Source organism: Herbaspirillum lusitanum P6-12, assembly GCF_000256565.1.
Classification (GTDB): domain Bacteria; phylum Pseudomonadota; class Gammaproteobacteria; order Burkholderiales; family Burkholderiaceae_D; genus Herbaspirillum; species Herbaspirillum lusitanum.
The window spans coordinates 1-4782 of the sequence record NZ_AJHH01000345.1 but is presented as its reverse complement, the minus strand read 5'-3'; the positions used below and the strand labels follow the sequence as shown (position 1 = coordinate 4782).

The window sequence follows — 4782 nt, the reverse complement described above, 5'->3', positions numbered from 1 at the left end:
GGTGCCGCACGTGCGGCCGAGCAGGGGCCTTCTGCCAATGAAATCGCCCAGGCGAATATCGACTTTCAGGCGCGCAAGGCCCGCGGACCGAGCAACGGCATGTTCGAGATCATCAGCAAGGGACCGCGTATCTCCCAATACCTGTTCTACGGATGGACCAAGGACGCGCGCAACAAATCGCGACGCACCATTACCGTGGATGCCGGCTTGAATGGCGATATGGACAAGGCGATCGTGGACAGCATGATCGCCATCATCCGGCAGAATGTGACGGGCGACTTTACGTTTGACTCCCAAAAGCTGGGCAGGGTCGTCACTTTGTCTGCCAGGGTGGAGGACAACGCTGGCTTGCAGGCTTTCCTGCTGCGCGAATTCTTCGGCTGATTCCAGCCTTCCTTTACGGGCAAAAACCTTTACCCGCATGCCTTCCCGCCTTTCAATCCAGGCTGCTTTTCCATAGCGGGAAGAGCATTTTGCAGTACCTGACAAGATTACTCAAGTTTGCTATACTTGACGTAAATATTCGGGAATTCAGGGAGTGGGACTGAAAACTGTTCTGGAGTCGAGAGTTCATGCGATTAACTACTAAAGGCCGTTTTGCGGTGACAGCAATGATTGACTTGGCGTTGCGCCACGGCAATGGCCCCGTCACGTTGTCCGCCATCAGCGAGAGACAGGAAATTTCTTTATCATATCTCGAGCAGTTGTTTGGCAAATTGCGGCGCCATCAGATCGTCGAGTCCGTGCGCGGACCCGGCGGCGGCTATAACCTGGCGCGCAAGGCGGCGGACGTATCGGTCGCCGACATCATCATCGCGGTCGACGAACCCCTGGATGCAACCCAGTGCGGCGGCAAGGAAAATTGCCACAGCGTGACCCATCCCGGCGGCACTCGCTGCATGACGCATGACCTCTGGTCGACGCTCAATGAAAAGATGGTCGAATATCTCGACTCGGTCTCCTTGCAAGACCTGGTCAACCAGCAGCACACCAAAGAACAGAAGCATCCGGAACACAGAACCCTCGGTACCGAACAAAGCGTGGTTGTCATGCACCGCCCTCACGCAGCGGTTTGATTGGAGCTAGAACAAATGAACGCACCCCTGGAAAAAAGCCTGTTGGACACCCTCAAGGCGCCGCATTTTCCAATTTACCTGGATTATTCGGCAACCACGCCGGTCGACCCGCGCGTGGCCGACAAGATGATTCCCTACCTGCGCGAGCAGTTCGGTAATCCTGCGTCGCGCAGCCACATGTACGGCTGGACCGCAGAGAAGGCCGTGGAAGATGCACGTGAAGAAGTCGCCAAGCTGGTCAACGCGGATTCACGCGAAATCATCTGGACTTCCGGCGCGACCGAGAGCAACAACCTGGCCATCAAGGGCGCCGCACAGTTCTACAAGACCAAGGGCAAGCACATCATCACGGTCAAGACCGAGCACAAGGCCGTGCTGGATACTTTCCGTGAACTCGAGCGTCAAGGTTTCGAAGCGACTTACCTGCAGCCGCAGGACAATGGCCTGGTGACCGTCGAGCAGATCGCCGCCGCCGTGCGTCCCGACACCATCCTGATCTCTGTCATGCTGGTCAACAATGAAATCGGCGTGATCCAGCCGGTTCCCGAGATCGGCGAATTCTGCCGCTCCAAGGGCATCATTTTCCATTGCGATGCAGCGCAGGCGACCGGCAAGGTTGCCATCGATCTGGAAAGCTGGAAAGTCGATCTGATGAGTTTCTCGGCCCACAAGACTTATGGTCCAAAGGGCATCGGCGCGCTGTACGTTCGCCGCAAACCACGCGTGCGTATTGAAGCGCAGATCCACGGCGGCGGTCACGAGCGCGGCCTGCGCTCCGGCACGCTGGCGACGCACCAGATCGTCGGCATGGGCGAAGCCTTCCGCATCGCCCGCGAAGAGATGGAATCCGAACTGGCCCACATCCGCGCCATGCGCGATCGCTTGGCCAAGGGCTTGCAAGAGATCGAAGAAACTTACATCAACGGCGACATGGACCATCGTGTGCCGCACAACCTGAACGTCAGTTTCAACTACGTCGAAGGCGAATCCCTGATCATGGCGATCAAGGACATTGCGGTGTCGTCCGGTTCGGCGTGCACCTCGGCCAGCCTGGAACCGTCCTACGTGCTGCGCGCGCTGGGCCGCAGCGACGAACTGGCGCACAGCTCGATTCGCTTCACGATCGGCCGCTTCACGACCGAAGAAGACATCGACTTCACCATTGATCTGATCAAGAGCAAGGTCGGCAAGTTGCGTGAACTGTCGCCGCTGTGGGATATGTACAAGGACGGGATCGACATCAGCACGATCCAATGGGCAGCACACTAAACATCGCAAAAATGAAAACCGCCCCCATATGAATGGCGTGGCGATCTCATCAAGGAGCATCAAATGTCTTACTCGGAAAAAGTACTCGATCACTACGAAAACCCACGTAACGTTGGCGCCTTCGAAAAGGGCGACGAGACCGTAGGCACTGGTATGGTCGGCGCGCCCGCTTGCGGCGACGTCATGAAGTTGCAGATCAAGGTCGGCGCCGACGGCGTGATCCTGGATGCCAAGTTCAAAACTTACGGCTGCGGTTCGGCCATTGCCTCATCGTCGCTGGTGACCGAATGGGTCAAGGGCAAGACGCTGGATCAGGCCCTGTCGATCAAGAACACCCAGATCGCTGAAGAACTGGCGTTGCCGCCGGTGAAGATCCACTGCTCGATCCTGGCGGAAGACGCCATCAAGGCCGCAGTGCAAGACTACAAGGCCAAGCACGGCAGCGTTGAACAAAAGGTTGCGGCCTAATTCAAGAAGTAAGCAAGAAGCACGCGAAGGGCAAGCATCATGGCAATCACACTGACTGAAAAAGCGGCAAAGCACATCAGCCGCTATATGGAACGCCGCGGCAAAGGCTTGGGCCTGCGCCTTGGCGTGCGCACGACCGGCTGCTCCGGCCTGGCCTACAAGCTGGAGTATGTGGACGAGGAAACGCCTGAAGATCAGGTGTTCGAATCGCGCGGCATTCGCGTTTTTGTCGATCCCAAGAGCTTGCCTTACATTGACGGCACCGAACTCGACTTCGCTCGCGAAGGCCTCAACGAAGGCTTCAAGTTCCAGAATCCGAACATGAAGGATGAGTGCGGCTGCGGTGAAAGCTTCCGTATCTGATCGGGATTGAGTTTGCATGTCGAGGCGCCGGGATCGGCATCCTCGGCGAAAACATCTGAACAGGTCTGCGAACCAATTGATGTGCAAATGTAGTGCCGTGCTTAGCCAGAATAGTCGTAGCGATAGCCTCTGAAGCGTTGTTCTGCCAAGCCTGTTGAAGTTCGAACAGGCTTTTTATTTTTACCCATCCGCTCCCCGTTTGCACAACGTATGCAAAATCATTTCGCACTTTTCCAATTGCCGCAACGCTTTGCCGTCGATCTGACTGCGCTGGAAAAGGCGTACCACGGAGTGCAGAACCAGGCCCATCCAGACAAGTTCGCCCATGCGACTGGCGCAGAAAAGCGCGTCGCCATGCAATGGGCCACGCGCGCCAACGAAGCCTACCAGACCCTCAGGAATCCCCTCAAGCGCGCCACCTACTTGTGTGAGCTCAACGGCGTCGATCTCGAAACCGAATCCAACACCGCCATGCCGCCCGCATTCCTGATGCAGCAAATGGAGTGGCGCGAAGAACTTGATGATGCACGCGCAGGCAAGAATATCGACGCCCTTGAGCAGCTCGACGGCGCCTTGCGCGGTGCAAAAAAAGATGCCGTCGCCCGCATCGAAACACTGCTCGACGCCGACGACTTTGCCGGCGCCGCGCAGCTGGTGCGCCAGTTGATGTTCCTTGAAAAATTCGGCGAAGAGATCGGCAACGCTTTCGCCCTGATCGAAGGTTGATGCGCCATGCCTGACGTATTCCTGTTTCTTGCCGCCGCGATGATGCTGACCCTGGCGCCGGGGCCTGACAATATTTACGTGCTCACGCGCGGCATCGCGCAGGGCAGGAAGGCCGGGCTGGTGGCCGCACTCGGTTTCTCTTCCGGATTGTTCTTCCATACCTTGCTGGCGGTGCTGGGTTTCGCTGCGATCATCAAGGCATACCCGGCCGCCTATCACGCCTTGCAATATGCCGGCGCCGCCTATCTGGTGTATCTCGGCATCCGCACCTTGCGCTCGGCTGCCTCGATGTCGATGGACGCGACCATGACGCCGGTCAGCCTTGGCCTGTCGCGCATTTACTGGCAAAGCGTGATCGCCAACATCCTCAATCCCAAGGTGACGCTGTTTTTCATCGCCTTCCTGCCGCAATTCGTCAACGTGCAAGCCGGTCATGTGGCCTGGCAGATGCTGTTGCTGGCGGTGGTGTTCATTCTCCAGGCGCTGGCGATCTTCAGCGCGATTGCATTTTTCTCCGGCATCGTCGGCGCCTATTTCAAGCGTCAGGCGCGTGCCGCTCTCTATTTGAACAGGCTTGCCGGCTGTGCGTTTGTGGGACTTGGTATCCGCATCGCCTTGCCGGAATAAATCGACTATGGCTCTTCTCCAAATCTCCGAACCGGGCATGTCCACCGCGCCGCACCAGCATCGGCTGGCGGTCGGCATCGATCTCGGCACTACCAATTCGCTGGTCGCCACCGTGCGCAACAGCATCCCCGAAGTCCTCAGCGATGAAGAAGGCCGCAGCCTGTTGCCGTCGGTGGTGCGTTACCTGCCCAACGGTCACGCCAACATCGGCTACAAGGCGCAAGCCGCGCAGACCGTCGACCCGAAGAACACC

7 protein-coding genes and 1 pseudogene are annotated in these 4782 nt (G+C 57.8%); all 8 read left to right on the top strand.

The features are described from left to right. A pseudogene (locus HLUSI_RS0111015) lies at window positions 1–384 on the top strand (hypothetical protein); the annotation flags it as partial. Window positions 385–572: 188 nt separating this feature from the next. Further along, window positions 573–1076 (top strand): Fe-S cluster assembly transcriptional regulator IscR, encoded by a 504-nt coding sequence (gene iscR, locus HLUSI_RS0111010; protein ID WP_029363393.1) that lies wholly within the window; start codon window positions 573–575, stop codon window positions 1074–1076. Window positions 1077–1091: 15 nt separating this feature from the next. Continuing rightward, complete coding sequence (locus tag HLUSI_RS0111005; protein ID WP_016834036.1) at window positions 1092–2345, top strand: IscS subfamily cysteine desulfurase; 1254 nt, start codon at window positions 1092–1094, stop codon at window positions 2343–2345. A gap of 63 nt (window positions 2346–2408) precedes the next feature. Further along, window positions 2409–2813 (top strand): Fe-S cluster assembly scaffold IscU, encoded by a 405-nt coding sequence (gene iscU, locus HLUSI_RS0111000; protein WP_016834035.1) that lies wholly within the window; start codon window positions 2409–2411, stop codon window positions 2811–2813. Between the two features lie 39 nt (window positions 2814–2852). After that, window positions 2853–3176, top strand: a complete 324-nt coding sequence (gene iscA, locus HLUSI_RS0110995; RefSeq protein WP_016834034.1) for an iron-sulfur cluster assembly protein IscA — start codon at window positions 2853–2855, stop codon at window positions 3174–3176. A gap of 210 nt (window positions 3177–3386) precedes the next feature. Then, window positions 3387–3902, top strand: coding sequence for a Fe-S protein assembly co-chaperone HscB (gene hscB, locus HLUSI_RS0110990; protein ID WP_016834033.1), 516 nt, complete (start codon window positions 3387–3389; stop codon window positions 3900–3902). A gap of 6 nt (window positions 3903–3908) precedes the next feature. Further along, entirely contained in the window at window positions 3909–4529 is a 621-nt protein-coding gene (locus tag HLUSI_RS0110985) for a LysE family translocator (RefSeq protein ID WP_016834032.1), read from the top strand. A gap of 7 nt (window positions 4530–4536) precedes the next feature. Further along, window positions 4537–4782 (top strand): Hsp70 family protein (locus tag HLUSI_RS28100; protein ID WP_016834031.1); only part of this gene is annotated, 246 nt, incomplete at its 3' end.

What these genes read in the sequence shown, in the direction of transcription:
- hscB (WP_016834033.1), top strand. Translation starts at nt 3,387, where the DNA reads ATGCAAAATCATTTCGCACTTTTCCAATTGCCGCAACGCTTTGCCGTC.
- iscU (WP_016834035.1), top strand. Translation starts at nt 2,409, where the DNA reads ATGTCTTACTCGGAAAAAGTACTCGATCACTACGAAAACCCACGTAAC.
- iscA (WP_016834034.1), top strand. Translation starts at nt 2,853, where the DNA reads ATGGCAATCACACTGACTGAAAAAGCGGCAAAGCACATCAGCCGCTAT.
- HLUSI_RS0111005 (WP_016834036.1), top strand. Translation starts at nt 1,092, where the DNA reads ATGAACGCACCCCTGGAAAAAAGCCTGTTGGACACCCTCAAGGCGCCG.
- iscR (WP_029363393.1), top strand. Translation starts at nt 573, where the DNA reads ATGCGATTAACTACTAAAGGCCGTTTTGCGGTGACAGCAATGATTGAC.
- HLUSI_RS0110985 (WP_016834032.1), top strand. Translation starts at nt 3,909, where the DNA reads ATGCCTGACGTATTCCTGTTTCTTGCCGCCGCGATGATGCTGACCCTG.